Below are 17912 nucleotides of genomic sequence, written 5' to 3'. Positions count from 1 at the left end.
AAAACCCATGTCAGGAAACTCAGGATAACTTGAAACCATCCATCATTTTCGCTGTCATGAGCCTTGAACATTTTAACATATTACTGTTGATAAGTATAGTTTGGAACAAATTAGTTTTTAAACATGACTACATTTAAACCAGCAACAACCAGCATTAGAAAATAACCATTAGCTAATAGCTAAATGAGAGATTGTTGGTCTTTACAGATTATCTAGTTAGTTTATGCCTCCATTAGCTACCTTCCCTTTAATCGCCAATCGCTCGGGAAAGAAGAGATTATTCAGTTCATTAATCTTGGATAAATCGCATTTTGGAATCCGATTATACGTTAAAATCCCATTAATTTCTTGTTCAACATCTGTCAGCTGCGTATAGCAATAGCCCCATAATCCCTTTGATTGAAAGATTGCTTCCATGATTTTGCGGTATTCTGTTATATAATCTTCTGCGTTCTCCACAGAAGTGTAGCCCCAACCGCTTTGTTCGCCGATTTTAAAGGCGATGCCTCCGAATTCTGTTAACAGGATTGGTTCTCCTTGGTGGGAGTGGTTTTCTGCATACACTTCCCATTTACTATGTGAATGTGTAAGTAAATTATCAACTGTAGATATGGACTCTTTAAAGTATTGATACTTCGCTTTTTCATCGGCATTTCCATGACCGTAGTTATGAATCGCACAGATATCTGTAACGGTTGCTTCCCAGCCATCATTTGAGATAACCAGACGTGTACCATCAATAGCATGGAGCATGTGATACATGGTTGTAGAGAAATGCTGTTGTTTTTTATCATGATGAATATCCGGAATACCCCAGCTTTCATTTAAGGGAACCCAAGTAACGATAGAAGGGTGATTATAGTCACGATCGACTATTTCCATCCATTCCTTCATTAATCTTGTCGCCGCTTCTTTTGTATAAACAGGAGCAGATGCACATTCTCCCCATACTAGAAAACCTAATGTATCTGCATAATACATGAAGAGAGGATCTTCTGTTTTTTGATGCTTTCTACAGCCATTGAATCCCATTTCTTTCGCTAATTCTATATCCTTTTTATAATCTTCTGCTTTCGGCGCCGTTAAAAGCCCCTCTGGCCAATAACCTTGATCAAGAACCAGCTTTTGATAATATGGTTTATTGTTTAAATAAACCATACCATTTTCTGTATGAACTTTTCGATAGCCGAAATAAGATTGTACTTTATCTAAAACGATTCCTTTTTCATCACAAAGTTCGATAGATACGTTAAATAAATTTGGGTGTTCCGGTGACCAAGTATAGCCGCTATCGTGAAAATTTGTGCGAAAGATTTTATTTTGGATAATATCAACCGCACGTTTTTCCGCAAGATTATTCATTTTAATTCGATCTTCCGCAATTAAAATATTCTTAAAACTTATTTTGTATTTCACATAATAATTCGCTTTTGATATTTCTGCTTCTTTATTTAAATCAAAATCCATCCAGACGACACCGCGGTCTAGATCAGGAGTAAATCGAACTTTTTCCAGATAATCATTATTTACTTGTTCCACCCAGACCGTCTGCCAAATCCCTGTAGAATTCGTATACCAAATCGCCCTTGGTTCTTCTTCCCAGAACTGCTTCCCTCGTGGAATGGTTTCATCTTTGATAGGATCATAGACTTTAACAGTAATACTTTGGTTTTCGTCTAATAAATAATTCGAAATATCAAATGAGAATGAAGTATGTCCGCCTTCATGGTCTCCCACAAATTTTCCGTTCACGTATACCTTGCAATAGTAATCTACTGCACCAAAATGCAAGATCGTTCGTTTATCTGCGTATTTAGGAATCACTACTTCTTTCTTATACCATACATATTCATGAATGGTTCTTTCCCCAATTCCACTTAACTTAGATTGGTAAACAAACGGTACTTGTATTTCTTTATCCAGTGTTTCTTTATTAAAATATTGCTCTTGTTCACCAACATTCTTATCATCAAACTGAAATTGCCAAGTTCCATTTAAGTTAATCCACTGGTCACGTACGAACTGCGGACGGGGATATTCTTGTCTCGTCATCGTATACACTCCTATGATTATAATCTTCGGGTATTTACTTGTCTTACTCTCTCTACAGAAACTTTTGGCTTCCGATCGATTGTAAGTAAGCCATTTACTTCTTGTTGGACATCGGTTAGTTGTGTATAACAATAACCACATACGTATTCTAAATCCTGAACTGCATGGTGGATGTCTTCAAAACGTTTAAAGAACGCTTCTTCATCCTTCACTTGATTCCCATAGCCCCAACCTTCCTCTGTTTGGAAAGCGATTCCGCCAAACTCTGAAATAACTATTGGCTGTCCTTTATACGGATAACCATCTGCAAAAGCATAAAAACCTTTATTGAACTGGATGCCATTTGACATTAACTTGTCGCTGTCTTTATATCTACTTGCAAGCAACGCTCCATATTCCTCATAGTCATGAAGGGTGATAATATCGGAAATAGTATGTTCCCAGCCATCATTTGTGATAACAGGGCGATTACGATCATACGCTTTAGTTAAATGATAGATACTTTCCGTAAAAGCTTGTTGCTGCTTATCATGATGGATATCGCCAATGCCCCACGATTCATTAAATGGCACCCATGTAATCACACTCGGATGGTTGTAATTTTGCTTCACAATTTCCAGCCATTCATGGGTAAAATTGCGGACTGCTTTGTCACTAAAGCCATACGTTGAACCAACTTCCAGCCAGACAAGAAGCCCTTTCTTATCTGCTAAATATAAAAATCTGCTGTCTTCTACTTTTTGGTGCTTACGAACTCCGTTATATCCCAACTCTAATATTTTATCGATATCTTCTTCCAACGCCGCAACACTTGGTGGTGTTAAATCTGATTCTTCCCAGTAGCCTTGATCCAAAATTAAGCGTTGATATAACTCTCTATTATTAAGAAGAATTCTATTTCCTTCAATAGATATCTTGCGCATACCAAAATAAGAGTGAATTTCATCCAGTAATTCATCATGGTGGTACAATTTAAGCGTCAAATCATATAATTTAGGGCTTTCTGGACTCCATACTTTCATTGTCCATGGATCCAGTCTTTCTAATACACTTCCAGTAAGGGACGCTGCATTATCAATTATATTAGCTGTTAATTCATTGATTACTTTATCGTCAAATTGGATGGATGCCACTATTTTATAGCCATCTGCCGTTAGCGGAATTCCTTTTGTTTCTACTTCAATCGCTACTTGTTGGGCATCAAATAATGGTGTAATTTTCGCATGATTTAAGTGAAACTCATTTACATATTCCAACCAAACGGATTTCCATATTCCTGTTGTCTGAACATACCAGCAGCCAAAATTCTCATCATGCCAGCGCTGTTTTCCTCTTGGTTGTGCACAATCCTTTGAATCTTTGACTTTAATAGTTAGTTTATTCTCTCCAGTTGTTACAAAGTCAGTTACATCCACAGAAAAACCATAGTAACCTCCTTGATGGATCGTGGCAAGATTCCCATTTACATAGATAAAAGCCTCATAATCTACTCCTTCAAAATGGACAATTGGATGCTTCTTTGTATCATCGATTACGATTGTTCTTTCATACCATACTGTTTCATGATGTTCTTGCTGATTGACGCCGCTCGCTTTCGTCTCATAAGTAAACGGCACATTGATTGTTTGGCTTTCTGGAAAAGAGTCATACCATCTCTCTTTGTCTCCCACTTTTTTATCATCAAACGCAAATTTCCATTTTCCATCTAAAGAAACCCATTCCACTCTGTGAAACTGAGGATTTGGATGCAATACATTCATTAATTTATACCTCCGACTCGTTTATTTATTGTCCTATTTATTTTTCGAATAGATTTATTTTTTGCTAAAACTAAAATACCCGCTGACATACATAAAACTAGACTGATAATATCCATGATGATATAGGATAGTGCTCCACATACAAACAGCCATACGGCAACCTTTACATGAACTTGATCATCTATCATATATTTCTTGGCACAGACTAAATTTATTAATCCTAGACCAATTAATAAAGCCCCAAACATACCAATGAATATATAGATACTTCCAACATAAGATTCCATCGCTTTTATATAGACAAAAGCCGAGTCCTCCACAAGCTTAGCACCTTCTACCTTTTTTACTGTTCCATATAGCAGGATCGTAATAAGTCCATCAACGATTTGCCAAACGCCTACTATTCTCACTAAATTTCTTTCTAGTTTTCTATTCATTATCCTTTCACTCCAGCTGATAAGGACATTGATTCTAAGAAATATTTCTGTGCGAATAGGTACAGGATAAAGGTGGGAATTATCGCAACCAATGCGCCTGCCATTAATAAGGTTGGCTGTGCTTGATACATCCCTTGCAATAGCTGCAGCCCCGGTGTGATCGGCATTTTTTCTATATCATTAAAAACAATTGATGGCCATAAAAAGTCATTCCATGATCCTGTAAAGGAAAATAAGGCAACAACAAGGAGAACCGGTTTGATCAAAGGCAAAATTACCTTACCTAAAATTTGAAAATCACTTGCCCCATCCATACGAGCTGCTTCATCAAATTCGAGAGGAATATTATTCATAAATTGTCTAACTAGAAAAATATTGAATACACCTGCTGCGCCTGGAACAATCATCGCAATCGGAGAATTTACCCAACCAAGAATATCGATGATTTTATAGAGAGGAATAAGATTTACTACACCAGGAAACATCATCGTTGCCATTAAAAAGGCAAACAAACCATTTTTCCCTCTAAAATTCAATCTACTAAAAGCGAAGGCTGATAATGTCACCACAATTAATACTAATAATGTGTGTGACACAGAAATAACAACTGAATTTGTAAACCAACGAACCAATGGTGTACTTGTATTATCAACTAATAAAGTCGTGTAATTTGTCAGTACCCATTCAATGGGAAGAAATTTAAAGCCTACTGTTTGTAGTTCTATCTCTGATTTAAAGGAGGTTACAACTCCCCATAATAAAGGAATAATCCAAATCACAGCCATGATAAGCAAAAAGGCAAACCCGATTATTTTAGGTAGTGGATTGATTCTTTTACTGCTCATACTCTTCCTCCTTTAATTAATTCTTCTTCTCTCTCAAGAAAAAGAATTGTAATGATGCAACAACCATTATACAAAGTCCAAGAATAACAGCCATCGCCGACGAGATCCCCGCAATTGATTGACCTGAACCAAAGGCATTTTGCTGAATATCCATTAATAACACCCTTGTTGAATCTGTTGGACCGCCACCTGTTAACATCAACGGCTGTCCATAAACATTAAATTGAGCAATGGTTGTAATAACAACCGTATATAGAATTTGACCTCTAATGCTCGGAAGGGTAATTTTCATAAACTTCTGAAAAGGAGATGCGCCATCAATATCTGCCGCTTCATAATAATCTTTCGGAATACCATTCAATGCCGCTTGGTAAATGATCATATTTCCTCCAATCGTCCACCAAACTGTTACTGCTACCAATGCAATCCATGCATATGGCTGAGTACCAGTCCAAACGGTTTCCAGATTGAAAATATTATTAATTGGACCATATGTTACATTAAACATAAGCCCCCAAATAATGATGACAGCAGAAATTGCAAACAATGATGGTAAATAGAATAAAGACTGAAATACTTTCCATAGAACTGGTTTTGTGTTCAAAGCTGCTGCAAGAAGCAGAGGTACAATAATACAAAATGGGACAGTAAATAGAACAAATAAAAAGGTATTTTTCAACCCATTATGAAGTTGTTCATAAAAGACGGAGTCTGGTTGAAGTAATAATTCTTTGTAATTATCCAATCCAACAAAAATTGGCGAACTAATTAAATCCCATTCTGTAAAAGAAATATAAATTCCAAAAAAGATTGGAATAAGAAAAAACACTCCAAAAATGATCAAATGAGGGGCTAAAAATAGCCATGGTGCAAAGGATGTACTTCTGGAGTTTTTTAATTTCATTTGTTTTACATTTTTCGTAGCGGGAACAGTTTCCATACGCCCTACTTCCTTTCCTCTCGCTTCTATTAGAATAAGATTTTAATCTTATTCTAGTTTGAGCATACAGCCTAAATACTTCGATTTCCTGCTGCACTTTTGTTTCTATATTTAGGCTGCTTGCTTTTTATTCCATTAGCTGTTTAGGATAAAGTTCAATAAGAATTCGCATAATAATATTCCACAACAGTAAACACTACCTTGTTAAAGTCAGCGGCTTCTCCAATCACTCTATAAGTAAGCGTTTTTACTTTTTGGCAAACATTAATTCGAATTATCTTTTTCTACCTTAGCAGATATTTCTTTTTCCATATCTTCTAATGCTTTGTCTGTTTCTGTTTTGGAGAATACAACATCCCCAGCTTTAGAATCTAATAGTTCTGAAACATAACCATTGTATTTATAGTCAAAGATTTTTAATGTTGCTTGTTGTTCAGGCGTTGCCAAGAAGAAGGATTGTGGCATTGCTTTATATTCTTCATTTTCTAAAAGCGCAAGCGTAGCTGGATTTTGTCCCGATTTTGCCCATTCCATTGAATTATCACGAACCCAGTCTAAAAACTTCACAACAGCTTTTTCTTTTTCCTCCGTACGTGAGTCATCTTTCAACATGACAAATTGGTGAGAAGAAGACCAGTTGACCGCTTTTGATAGATCATCTGATAATTGAGGCGCATTAGTTAAACCCCAATTTACCTTTGATTCTTTAATTTGGTTTTGCATCCAAATTCCTTCAGGAAGAAAGACAACTTTTCCAGTTAAGAACATTTGGGTCGGATCTTCTCCATCCTTTGTTGTATAACCAGCCTTTACATAATCTCTCCATAGATTAAAAGTATCTTTTGCTGCTTGGTTAACTAAAGTTGGTTGAATACCATCTTCTGTTAACTCACCACCATTTTGTGCATACAAGGACAAGAAATTAGGTTTTAGCCACGTTACCCCTAGTGCTCTGATTTTATCTTTTTGGGCTTTCTCGCCAACTTGTTTAATTTCATCAAATGTAACGATATTGTCATCCAATGCTGTCGGCAAATACTGATCAACTAAATCTTTGTTGTAGTAAAGACCGAAAGTATGAATATCTAACGGGATACTATAACGCTCTGAATCTAGTTCTCCAATCTTCCAAGCTTCTGCTACATAGTTATCTGCTTTAATTTCCGGAAAATCTGCAAGCAAGTCATTATAAGAAGTCAGCATATCATTATCTTTAAACTGTTTAATTCGTTCTGCATGGACAATTGTTAAATCTGGAATATTCTTTTTAGAGTTTACAATCGTTGGAATTTTCGTATACATATCTCCTTCTTTTAAAGAGACGTTTTTGATTTTGTACTCGGGATTTGTTTTATTATATTCATTTACCATCGCCTGCATATTTTTTCCATCTGGACCTGTAAACGGATTCCAAAACGTTATTTCATTCTTGGCACTGCTACTTGCTTCTGAATCGCCACAGCCTGCTAAAATACTGATTGAGAGTCCAATCACACCAACATACTTCCAAAGCTTGCTCTTTGCCCCCACATTAATTCCTCCTTTTATTTAACTTACTACTTAATAAAAATCTTTAACTAAAAAGTTAAAGTAATTGCACAACTTCTTATTACACTATTAATTTAACAACATAAGAAAGCGTTGTCAATCTTATTTAAACAATATTTTTAGTGTTTTCTATTGTAGTTAAACACTGTGAATGATAAAATAAACAGACAAGCTACTTTTTAACCATAAAGTTAAAGGAGATTGCTATGCAAATACAAATTTCAAAAGACTATTTTCATATTTATCAAGCTCTTGCTAGTGAAACGAGAATAGAGATCATAGAAATTCTCGCAAAAAACAACATGAATATTTCTGATTTAGCAAAACAATTAGGCATAAGCGCCGCCATTGTTACCCGTCATATTCAAAAGCTAGAAGAAGCAGGGATTGTTAAATCGGAAAGAATCCCTGGAAAATCAGGACTCCAAAAAATTGTTTATTTAGCGATAGACAATATTGAAATTCATTTTCCACGAAAAATATTTAAAGAATATCAACTACACGAAACTGATTTAAAAATTGGCCATTATACAGATTTTTCTGTAAAGCCTACTTGTGGGATTGCAACAGAAAAAGAAATAATCGGGAAAGCAGATGATCCAAAATATTTTATGGACAGCCAAAGAGTGGACGCCCAGCTATTATGGTTGTCTCAAGGATTTGTAGAGTATAAAATCCCTAACTTACTAGGACCAAATGAAATTCCAGAAATGGTAGAAATCAGTCTGGAGCTTGCTTCTGAATTCCCACTTTCCAATAATGTTTGGCCGAGTGACATAACATTTTATTTAAATAATGTAAAGCTCGGTACATACACTGTTCCCGGTAATTTTTCTGATGTGAGAGGTCGCTATACACCAAAATGGTGGAATGATAAATTTAGTCAGTACGGTTTGTTAAAAACGATCAGAGTGAATAAAATCGATACAGGGATTGATGGCGAACCCTTTTCGAGCGTAACGATTAATGAATTACAGCTTGAGAGCTCTCCTTTCCTCACTCTGAGAATTGCGGTCGAAGAGGAATCTGAAAGAGTTGGTGGATTAACTATATTCGGGGAACATTTCGGGAACCATAAACAAAATATTCAGGTTGGCATTTATTATTTGGAGAAGGAAAATAATTAACGAAAGAAAAAACATGGGTAAGGTCATTGACTGAGACCCTACCCATGTTTTTTTAATACTATGGTCTTACTATAGTTACAATCTGATCAAACAGTTCGATTACTCTACAGAACATTACATCAAAATAAACGGATTAACATCAATCGAAATCTGTAGGCCGTTTGTGCTTATTTCTGTTTGGTAATGATCTAATATTGATTTTAAAACTTCTTCTAAGTTTGGTTCTTGTTTATACTTTATTAGGCATTGATAGCGATATTTATTTTTTATTCTAGCAATTGGTGAAGCGACTGGTCCTAAAATAACCGTTTGCGGTGATAATCTATTTCGGACGATCTGCGTGATTTTTTCCGCAACCCCGACTACTTTCATTAGCTCTTCATGACTAATCGTAATCATCGTAAGAAAATAGTAGGGAGGATAAGCATGTTGTCTGCGAATCATCATCTCTGTTTCATAAAAACGGTCATAATCCTGTTCGCTCGCAAGCTCAATACTATAATGCTCTGGCGTATAGGTTTGGAAAATTACTTCGCCTTGCAATTCATGTCTGCCTGCTCTTCCGCTTACTTGTGTCAGTAATTGAAAGGTCTTCTCCGATGAGCGGAAATCTGGCAAATGAAGCATTGTATCAGCTGACAGTACACCAACTAGCGTAATTCTTGGGAAATCTAGTCCTTTGGCAATCATTTGGGTGCCTAATAGAATATCTGCTTCTCCCTCTTGGAATTTTTGCAGCAGCTTTTCATGGGCTCCCTTTCGACTTGTTGTATCGACATCCATGCGAATAACCCTTGCTTCAGGCAAAATTTTCGTCAGCTCTTCTTCTACCTTTTGCGTCCCTGTGCCAAAATATCGAATATGCTCGCTGCTGCATTCTGGACAAGTGGTAGGCGTATACGTTTCATATCCACAATAGTGGCACTTCATCTGATTTTGAAAACGGTGATAGGTCAAGCTAATATCACAATTTGGACATTTCACCACATAACCGCAATCACGGCACATGACAAAGGAGGAATGTCCCCGTTTATTTAAAAACAATACTGTTTGCTCTTTCTTTTCTAGACGATCTTTTAGTTTTTCCAGCAACACTTCGGAAAACATGGAACGATTACCACTTCTCAATTCTTCTCGCATATCAATAATTTCCACTTTTGGGAGTTCTTGGTTATTCATACGATTTGGAAGGGACAGTAAAGAATATACACCTTTTTGAGCTCTTGCAAAGCTTTCTAAAGATGGCGTGGCACTACCTAAAATAATCGGACAGCCATGCTTTTTCCCTCTCTCGATCGCGACATCTTTAGCATGATAGCGAGGATTCTCCTCTTGCTTATATGTCATTTCATGCTCTTCATCAATAATGATAAGCCCGAGATTTGTAAATGGTGCAAAGATAGCAGATCTAGCTCCAACTACCACCTTTACTTCATTTCTTTGGATTTTCCGCCACTCATCATATTTTTCTCCCACCGATAACCCACTATGGAGAACGGCAACCTGATCGCCAAAGCGGCCTTTAAAGCGATTGACCATCTGTGGTGTCAGCGCTATTTCCGGAACAAGCACAATTGCTTCTTCTCCCTTTGCCAGCACTTTATCAATGGATTGTAAATATACCTCTGTTTTCCCACTACCGGTTACACCATACAACAGAAAAACTTCATGCTGATTTTGTTCTACCGCTTGATGAATCGGCGCCACCACTTTCGCCTGATCATCGGTTAAAGGCAAGGCAAATGTTCTTTCAAACTCCCGCTCTTGATAAGGATCGCGGTATACTTCTTTTTCCATTTCTGCAAGAAGCCCTTTTTCGACTAAGCTTTTTATTACAGCTGTTGAAATACTCAATTTCGTAAGTAGTTGCTTTTGTTCGATTGGGTCTGGATGCTCACTAAAATAAACCAATAATTCTTTTTGTTTTTTAGCGTTTTTATTCAGCGATTCTTCATAATGAAGTAATTCTTCCCTATTTAGAAGAGGATAAATATGTTTTACCTTCTTCTTCTTGCCTCTTGATTGTACCTCATAGGAAACCTCGATTGTTCCTTTCTTCACTTCCTTTTGTAAGGAAGAAAGAGATACATTCTTTAACGCTTCCTCCCAAACCACTTCTCCCGTTTTCGTAAAAAGAGCGGCTACCCCTTCAGCCATCTTCTCTTCTTCCCCAGATACCTTCTTTACTTTACGCTCATATTTAGCTTTTAAAGCCGGTGGTAACATCGCTTGAAAAGCAGAAATCTTATAACAGAGCGTAGAATGGGACAACCAGTCAGCAAGAGATAAAAGTTCTTTATTTAAAACGGGCACTAAGTCCATCGGTTCTATGATTTTTTTTAATGATTTAAAGCTTGAGGATTCTTCTATGCTTTCCACAAAGCCTTGTACCTTTCTAGGACCAAATGGAACAATAACGCGCATCCCTGGTTGAATAACGTCTTCCAATTCTTCCGGAATTAGATAATCAAAGGGTCTGTCCGTTTGTTTTGCCGGTACATCGACAATTACTTTGGCTACCGTCATTTTTGAACAGCTTCCTTCATCAACATAGCTTGTTCCAAGATTTTTTCCGCTACTTCATCCTTAGAAAGAAGCGGTAATTCGATAGAAGTTCCATCTCTCTTGTACATCGTCACAAGATTTGTATCGGTTCCAAAGCCAGAATCTTGTCTATTTACATTATTAGCCACAATCATATCTGCATTTTTCCGTTTTAATTTATCCATTGCATATTCAGCCATATTTTGTGTTTCTGCTGCAAAGCCAATGAGAATCTGCTGTTCTTTTCTTTTTCCAAGTTCGGATAAAATATCTTGGGTCCGCGTGAATTCAATTGTTTCGGGACCACTTTGCTTTTTCACTTTGTGGTCATAAACAATCGTGGGTTTATAGTCACTTACCGCAGCTGTTTTAATAATAATGTCAGCTTTTTCTCTGGATGTCATTACAGCGTTATACATCTCTTCCGCACTTTCCACTGAAATAACTTGAGCACCTTTTGGTGGAGCTAGATTCGTAGGTCCAGATACTAAAATAACATCTGCCCCATACGCAATTGCTTTTTTAGCAATACTATATCCCATTTTTCCAGAGGAGTGATTAGAAATAAAACGAACTGGATCAATTTTTTCACGCGTTGGTCCAGCAGTCACAAGGACGGTTGTTCCAGTTAGGATTTTGTTCTTGTTATTATCGGAAAAATAGTCCTCCATATGCTGAACAATCATTTCCGGTTCTTCCAATCTTCCTTTTCCGACATAGCCACATGCTAAATAGCCTTCACCTGGGTTGATAAAACGGTAACCATAGTCATGAAGCGTGTTAATATTTTTAATAACAGCAGGATGATCATACATATGTACATTCATCGCTGGCGCAATCCAAACGTCACTTGTTGCTGCAAGCAAAGTTGTTGTGATCATATTATCCGCAATACCGTTTGCAATCTTTCCAATCACATTGGCCGTTGCTGGGGCCACTAAAATTAGATCAGCCCAATCAGCCAAATCAATATGTGCTATCACTTTTGGATCTTTTTCATCGAAGGTGTCTGTATATACTTCGTTTTTAGAGAGGGCTTTAAAGGTTAATGGATTCACAAATTCCATTGCCGATTCCGACATGATAACCTTCACATCTGCACCCTTTTGCGTTAATTTACTAGTTAAAGCACATACCTTATATACCGCAATTCCCCCTGTTACACACAGAAGAATCTTCTTGCCATTCAACATCATGTGCCTACTTCCTTTCTTTTTATTCTAAAGTTTATGATCATATCATCAGTCAGAGAAGTTGTCCCTCACCCTCTCTTACCGGTTAGTTGAACCATTTGTATCTGTCAGACTTATATGAATCTTTTTTTCGTTAAGAATAAGATATATTGTTTGTTTATGAATAAGGCTATTGAATTAAAGAAGCAAGTTGCTCATAAAAAATGTGAGCAATCCTGAACAGAAATTCCCCCAACTTTGTTAGAATCAATATGCTTAAACTTCAGCCATATGTAAGATTTGCATTTCTTTTATTATTGTTAGCATATAATTAAATAATCATTATGTCCATGAAAAAAGACTTAGTAAATGGAATCATTCCTTTTACTTAAGCCTTTTATTCCGTACTATATTGATTAAATATTAATTATTCCTCGCTTGCGCCATTGGGTGTATTCACACGATAAGTTAATTGATCTTTGTTGATTTCTTCTAATGCTTTCCCGACATTTTTATGAGAAACATATTTTGCTAATTGCGGTTTCGCATTTGTTTGTAGCTTTCTTGCTCTTTTTGCAGCAACAGATACTAATGAATATTTGGAATCGATTTTTGTCATTAATTTATCAATAGATGGATATAACATAGATTAATTAGCCTCCAGCATTTTTTTGTATTTTGGTTCTACTCTTTCTCTGCGACAATGCTCTGCAACAATGATTGCTTTTATTTTTTCACAAGCATTCTCTACTGTATCATTTTCTACGACATAATCATATAAGTGCATCATTTCTATTTCTTCTCTTGCCACATTCATGCGGTTGTTAATAATCTCTTCTGACTCTGTTCCTCTTGTCACAATACGATTTTTTAACTCTGATAAACTCGGCGGGCTCAAGAAGATAAATAATCCATCTGGAAACTTCTCACGAACCTGTTTCGCACCCTCTACTTCAATTTCCAAAAAGACATCTTTGCCCTTTAATGTTGTTTCTCTTACATAGTCAACAGGTGTACCATAGTAGTTTCCAACAAACTCTGCATATTCTAGTAATTTTCCTTGTTCAATTAAATTCTCAAATTCTTCTCTTGATTTAAAGAAGTAATCTACTCCATCTACCTCACCAGCGCGCGGTGATCTGGTTGTCATGGAAATAGAATATTCAAAGGATGTATTTTTTTGTGAGAAGATTTCCTTTCTCACTGTTCCTTTCCCTACACCAGAAGGTCCAGATAAAACGATTAAAAGTCCCTTTTCTACCAAATTTTTCTCCTACCCTTCCTCTATGATCTCATCACGATCGTTTAAACGGTGTGCAACTGTTTCTGGCTGAACTGCTGAAAGAACAACGTGGTCACTGTCCATCACAATAACAGCTCTTGTTCTTCGTCCATACGTTGCATCTATTAAGGATCCTCTATCCCTAGCATCTTGGATAATACGTTTAATAGGAGCAGATTCTGGACTGACAATAGAGATAATTCTATTTGCAGAAACTATATTTCCAAAACCAATATTGATTAATTTTATGGACATTCGTCTTCTCCAATCTTATTATTTTTAGTTTTAACTAGGAAGATTTATTCTAAACCCTTATTATTCAATATTTTGAATTTGCTCTTTCATTTTTTCTAAACAGCTTTTCATCTCCACCACATTTGCTCCAATATCAGCTGAATTAGCTTTGGAGCCAATGGTATTAACCTCTCTGTTCATTTCTTGAAGTAAGAAATCAAGCTTTCTTCCAATCGGGTTATTTTCTTCCATAATTTGATAAAACTGTCTAATATGACTATGTAATCTAACCAATTCCTCATTAATATCTGCTTTATCTGCAAAAATCGCCACTTCTGTAATAAGGCGTGCTTCATCAATCGGTTCCGTTAAATAACTTTCTATTCTTGCCTTGAGCTTTTCACGGTATTGTGCTATCACTTCTGGAGCCAATGACTGTAAATTCGCAACTAGCTTTTCTATCTGCTTAAGGTTGCTTTCTAAGTCTTTGGATAATTCCTCTCCTTCAATAGTGCGCATCCTATTTAACTGGACAACCGCTTCTTCCATTGTAGCAAGCAACACTTCTGATAGTTCTTCCATATCAAGCTCTCGTTCTACTATTTGAAAACACTCTTCTTGATTTAATAAATCACGAAGGGAGATGGGCTCTTTGATAGAATATTTGTCTTTTAATTGGTGAAGCAATTGATAGTATTGATCAAGTAATGGCCAATCCACTATAATTTCTTGACCTTTTTTGTCTTCATCCTCTAATGTTACAAATACTTCGATTCTACCTCTATGTATATAGTTTGAAATAATTTTCTTTATTTGATCTTCCAAATATAGAAATTGCTTTGGCATCCGAATAATCTGATCGCTAAACCTGTGATTGACCGACTTTATTTCGATATGAAGTGTTGAATGGTGATATTGTTTTGTTGCTCTTCCAAATCCAGTCATGCTTTTCATTATACTGACACATCCGTTTTCTAAAAAATGTGCGAATTAATGTTGCTTGTGCTTTTTCCACAAAGTTTAATCGCTGCTTTATTACTCGATCATTTCTCATTATACATTATATAGTTACTAACCTTTTAGAAATCAGCATTAAAAACAGCATCAAATAAATAAAAGGTAATAGAGTGATCTCTACTACCTTTTGGATTATAACATATTTTATTTTGATTTACTTAATAAAAATGATCCTGCGAGTAAAAAAGTTGGTACGGAGGCGAATCCGATGATCATTGGCCAATCTTTCATTGCTATTGGCAGTGTATGGAAGATTTCTTGCAGCCCTGGCACGTAAATAACAATAAGTGCCAATACTAAGGAAGAAACCACAGCCCAAACTAAGTACATATTGCCAAATGGATTTCTTGAAAGAATGGATTTTTCACTGCGGCAGTCAAATACATGAATTAACTGGGCAAGTACCAATGTTATAAAAGCAACAGTTTGGGCATATTCAAGATTTTCTGGATTATTGTTATAGGCAAACATAAAGGCTAGAATAGTCGAAACACCGATCAAGAACCCGCGAGAGATAACCTTCCAGCCCAATCCTCTAGAAAATACACCTTCATTCGGACTACGCGGTCCTCTTTTCATAACATTATCTTCCGGTCTATCTAAGCCTAAGGCCATCGCTGGCAAACCGTCTGTTACTAAATTCACCCATAAAATTTGAATAGGAACAAGCGGCAAAGGAAGTGCTAATAGCATCGCAAATAACATCACCAGTATTTCTCCAACATTTGAAGCAAGTAAATAGCGGATAAATTTACGAATGTTTTCATAAATATTTCTTCCTTCTACAATAGCAGATTTAATACTCGCAAAATTATCATCCATCAATACTAAAGAAGATGCTTCCTTTGCGACATCCGTGCCTGTGATTCCCATTGCAATTCCGATATCAGCTTTCTTTATCGCTGGAGCGTCATTTACTCCGTCCCCAGTCATCGCAACTACATGCCCTCTATTTTGAAACGCCTGAACAATCTTCAATTTATGCTCTGGCGAAACTCGTGCAAATACAGCAACATCTTCAACGATATCCTCTAATTCTTTTAAACTTAGATCTGAAAGCTCTTTCCCTTCCATTACTTTAGAGTGATTATTGGCAATGCCTAGCTGTTTCGCAATAGCATTTGCAGTAATAACATGGTCTCCTGTAATCATTACTGTTTTTATACCAGCTTCTTTACATTCTTTTACAGCTTGTTTTACTTCTGGCCTTGGCGGATCAATAATTCCTTGGAGACCGATGAAAATTAAATCCTTTTCTGCTTCTCTTTCATGCATAATAAGGGTATTTGGTGAAATTTCCTTATAGCCAATCGCAATGGTACGAAGCGCCTGGGAAGCTAAGCCATTGATCGCATCTTGAACCACTTGCTTTTCCTTATTTCCTAAAGCTTGCGAACGATTTTCGAAAAGTATTGATTTACTCTGACCAATTAAGACATCAGGTGCACCTTTAGTAACAACAAATTGACGTCCAGTTGGATCTTTCACCACAACACTCATCATTTTTCTTGTAGAATCAAAAGGGAATTCATTGACAATCGCAAATTGATTTAATAATTGAGCACGAGTGAATCCCGCTTTCATCCCGGCAACTAAAATCGCGCCTTCCGTCGGATCCCCATTTAAAACATAATCATCATCTTTTTGCAAAATCTCGGCGTGGTTGCAAAGCATTCCAAAGGTTAAAAGCTGTTGTAGTGCCTTATCCTTTGCTGGATTTACTAATTGTTCACCTACATAGTATTGCCCTTGCGGCTCATATCCGGTTCCATCTACCGTATATGTTTTTCCGCCAATCCAAGTTTTGGTTACTGTCATTTTATTTTGCGTTAATGTTCCGGTTTTATCAGAACAAATGACTGAAGCACAGCCAAGAGTTTCGACAGCAGGAAGCTTTCTGACAATAGCATTTTTGCGAATCATTTTCTGAACACCAAGAGATAGAGCAATCGTTACAATCGCGGGCAACCCTTCTGGAATCGCGGCTACCGCTAATGATACACCGGCTAGTACCATTGTGTATAAATCATTCCCTTGAAGAACCCCAATCACCACAACTAATACGGTTAATAGTAATGCTGTGACAATGAGAATTTTCCCTAGCTGCTCCAAACGTCTTTGCAGCGGGGTGGTAACAGAATCTGCATTTTGCAGCAAATCAGCAATTTGCCCCATTGCTGTTTTCATTCCTGTCCCAATAACAACCCCGACACCACTTCCACGGGATACCATTGTTCCCATAAAACCCATATTTTCCATATCACCAAGTGCTAGATTATTATTTTTGATTGCAGATACTGTTTTAGGAACTGGCACAGATTCTCCGGTTAACGCAGATTCCTCCACTTCCAGGCTTCTTGATTCAATAATTCTGACATCTGCTCCTATTCGATCCCCGCTCGCGAATTTTATGACATCACCAGGAACTAGCTCCTTCGATAATAGACTAACCCATTCTCCATTCCGAAGTGCCTGAACATGAGGCTGTGATAATTCTTTTAATGCAGATAATGATTTTTCTGCTCTTATCTCTTGAAAAAATCCAAGAAAACTATTGAGAATGATGATTGCAATTATCGCAATTGCATCAATATATTCGCCTAATAAACCTGAAATAAGCGTGGCAGCTAAAAGAACGAGTACCATAAAATCCTTAAATTGACTGAAGAAAATAAGCAGGAGTGATTGCTTTTCTCCTTCCTCTAATTCATTGTATCCAAAGTTCTTTCGTCGCTTTTCCGCTTCTTCATCTGATAACCCAGCCGAAAAATCAGTATTCAATGTTTGTTCTACTTCTTTTTCGTTCATTTCATGATAGTTCATCCGGCCATCTCACTTCCCCCTTTTTCATTCACCGTTCGCTATAGTAGCAGCGAAGAAATTCGTAGCTGTTTTGAACAAAAGTTAGCAACTTACTAACATACATAGTTGTCCCAACACCACTCTAAGAGAAT

The 17912-nt window shown here is 36.8% G+C and carries 14 protein-coding genes; 1 reads left to right on the top strand and 13 read right to left on the bottom strand.

The window, feature by feature from the left end:
- Nucleotides 1-216: 216 nt before the first annotated feature.
- The 6 genes from NiCM35_RS00620 to NiCM35_RS00595 all read right to left on the bottom strand — a co-directional run bounded on the left by NiCM35_RS00620 (nucleotide 217) and on the right by NiCM35_RS00595 (nucleotide 7564).
- Entirely contained in the window at nucleotides 217-2052 is a 1836-nt protein-coding gene (locus NiCM35_RS00620; protein ID WP_095329132.1) for a glycoside hydrolase family 2 protein, read from the bottom strand.
- Between the two features lie 17 nt (nucleotides 2053-2069).
- Entirely contained in the window at nucleotides 2070-3812 is a 1743-nt protein-coding gene (locus NiCM35_RS00615; RefSeq protein ID WP_433778252.1) for a glycoside hydrolase family 2 protein, read from the bottom strand.
- Complete coding sequence (locus NiCM35_RS00610; RefSeq protein ID WP_095329130.1) at nucleotides 3812-4249, bottom strand: hypothetical protein; 438 nt, start codon at nucleotides 4247-4249, stop codon at nucleotides 3812-3814. The genes NiCM35_RS00615 and NiCM35_RS00610 overlap by 1 nt, the downstream gene beginning before the upstream one ends.
- Nucleotides 4249-5094, bottom strand: coding sequence for a carbohydrate ABC transporter permease (locus tag NiCM35_RS00605; RefSeq protein WP_095329129.1), 846 nt, complete (start codon nucleotides 5092-5094; stop codon nucleotides 4249-4251). The genes NiCM35_RS00610 and NiCM35_RS00605 overlap by 1 nt, the downstream gene beginning before the upstream one ends.
- A 16-nt stretch (nucleotides 5095-5110) precedes the next feature.
- Complete coding sequence (locus NiCM35_RS00600; RefSeq protein WP_328587979.1) at nucleotides 5111-6034, bottom strand: carbohydrate ABC transporter permease; 924 nt, start codon at nucleotides 6032-6034, stop codon at nucleotides 5111-5113.
- Nucleotides 6035-6298: 264 nt separating this feature from the next.
- Nucleotides 6299-7564 (bottom strand): extracellular solute-binding protein, encoded by a 1266-nt coding sequence (locus tag NiCM35_RS00595; RefSeq protein ID WP_095329128.1) that lies wholly within the window; start codon nucleotides 7562-7564, stop codon nucleotides 6299-6301.
- Between the two features lie 224 nt (nucleotides 7565-7788).
- On the opposite strand from NiCM35_RS00595, the gene NiCM35_RS00590 reads away from it, so the two are divergent.
- Nucleotides 7789-8709 carry an ArsR/SmtB family transcription factor gene (locus tag NiCM35_RS00590; RefSeq protein WP_095329127.1) on the top strand — a complete coding sequence of 307 codons (921 nt, stop codon included), beginning with the start codon at nucleotides 7789-7791 and terminating at the stop codon, nucleotides 8707-8709.
- Nucleotides 8710-8823: 114 nt separating this feature from the next.
- Here the strand turns inward: NiCM35_RS00590 and priA are convergent, their stop codons facing one another.
- The 7 genes from priA to NiCM35_RS00555 form a co-directional block, all read right to left on the bottom strand.
- Nucleotides 8824-11235 carry a primosomal protein N' gene (gene priA / locus NiCM35_RS00585; RefSeq protein WP_433778249.1) on the bottom strand — a complete coding sequence of 804 codons (2412 nt, stop codon included), beginning with the start codon at nucleotides 11233-11235 and terminating at the stop codon, nucleotides 8824-8826.
- Complete coding sequence (gene coaBC, locus NiCM35_RS00580; RefSeq protein WP_095329175.1) at nucleotides 11232-12446, bottom strand: bifunctional phosphopantothenoylcysteine decarboxylase/phosphopantothenate--cysteine ligase CoaBC; 1215 nt, start codon at nucleotides 12444-12446, stop codon at nucleotides 11232-11234. The genes priA and coaBC overlap by 4 nt, the downstream gene beginning before the upstream one ends.
- A gap of 406 nt (nucleotides 12447-12852) precedes the next feature.
- Complete coding sequence (gene rpoZ / locus NiCM35_RS00575) at nucleotides 12853-13071, bottom strand: DNA-directed RNA polymerase subunit omega (protein WP_047939945.1); 219 nt, start codon at nucleotides 13069-13071, stop codon at nucleotides 12853-12855.
- A 3-nt stretch (nucleotides 13072-13074) separates the two neighbouring features.
- Nucleotides 13075-13689: a guanylate kinase gene (gene gmk / locus NiCM35_RS00570; RefSeq protein ID WP_095329125.1), complete on the bottom strand. Its 615-nt coding sequence runs from the start codon at nucleotides 13687-13689 to the stop codon at nucleotides 13075-13077.
- A gap of 9 nt (nucleotides 13690-13698) precedes the next feature.
- Nucleotides 13699-13962 (bottom strand): extracellular matrix/biofilm regulator RemA, encoded by a 264-nt coding sequence (gene remA / locus NiCM35_RS00565; RefSeq protein ID WP_016201046.1) that lies wholly within the window; start codon nucleotides 13960-13962, stop codon nucleotides 13699-13701.
- 60 nt (nucleotides 13963-14022) lie between these two features.
- A complete protein-coding gene (locus NiCM35_RS00560) occupies nucleotides 14023-14895 on the bottom strand; it encodes a YicC/YloC family endoribonuclease (RefSeq protein ID WP_217279701.1) in 873 nt (290 codons plus the stop codon).
- A gap of 207 nt (nucleotides 14896-15102) precedes the next feature.
- Nucleotides 15103-17781, bottom strand: a complete 2679-nt coding sequence (locus NiCM35_RS00555; protein WP_095329123.1) for a calcium-translocating P-type ATPase, SERCA-type — start codon at nucleotides 17779-17781, stop codon at nucleotides 15103-15105.
- Nucleotides 17782-17912 lie beyond the last annotated feature (131 nt).

This window comes from Niallia sp. M35 (assembly GCF_050971705.1).
In the GTDB taxonomy this organism is placed as follows: Bacteria; Bacillota; Bacilli; order Bacillales; family Cytobacillaceae; genus Niallia; species Niallia circulans_A.
This window is presented reverse-complemented; position numbering and strand designations above follow the sequence as displayed.